At 56.6% G+C, this 562-nt stretch carries 1 protein-coding gene; it reads left to right on the plus strand.

All coding sequences use genetic code 11. The features are described from left to right. Positions 1-549: transposase (locus tag QP922_RS12835; protein WP_284809912.1), on the plus strand; the 549-nt coding region annotated here is incomplete at its 5' end. Between the last annotated feature and the right edge of the window lie 13 nt (positions 550-562).

The raw sequence follows: 562 nt of genomic DNA on the forward strand, positions 1-562 counted from the left end.
GACCCGTTCCATGTGGTGCATCTGGCAGCCGACAAACTCACCAGTTGCCGACAGCGACTCCAACGTGAGACCACCGGGCGCCGCGGACGCAAAGATGACCCCCTGTACAAGCACCGGCGCACCCTGTTGACCAGGACGAACTATCTCACCGAGCGGCAAAAGCACCGCTTAGAAATGTTGTGGGCCACCGATGACGACTACGTGGCCCTAGAGGTGACATGGTTGCTCTACCAAGACATGATCGCAGCGTACGCGCATCCGAAGAAATCGGAAGGCAAAAAGCTCATGGAACGCATCATCCACACCCTGCGTAAAGGATTACCGAAAGGCTTGCAGGAGCTCGCCCAACTGGGACGCACCCTGTGGCGAAGACGCAAAGATGTGCTTGCCTACTTTGATATCGGTGCATCCAACGGCCCCGTCGAGGCAATCAACGGCAGACTCGAACACCTACGCGGCATCGCCCTAGGATTCAAAAACCTCAACCACTACATCTTGCGGTGCCTGATCCACTCCGGACAACTACAGGACAAAATCAACGCACTCTAAAACCGGAAGGGCC

Origin of the sequence: Corynebacterium sp. MSK218 (assembly GCF_030232655.1) — a bacterium.
Taxonomy (GTDB): domain Bacteria; phylum Actinomycetota; class Actinomycetes; order Mycobacteriales; family Mycobacteriaceae; genus Corynebacterium.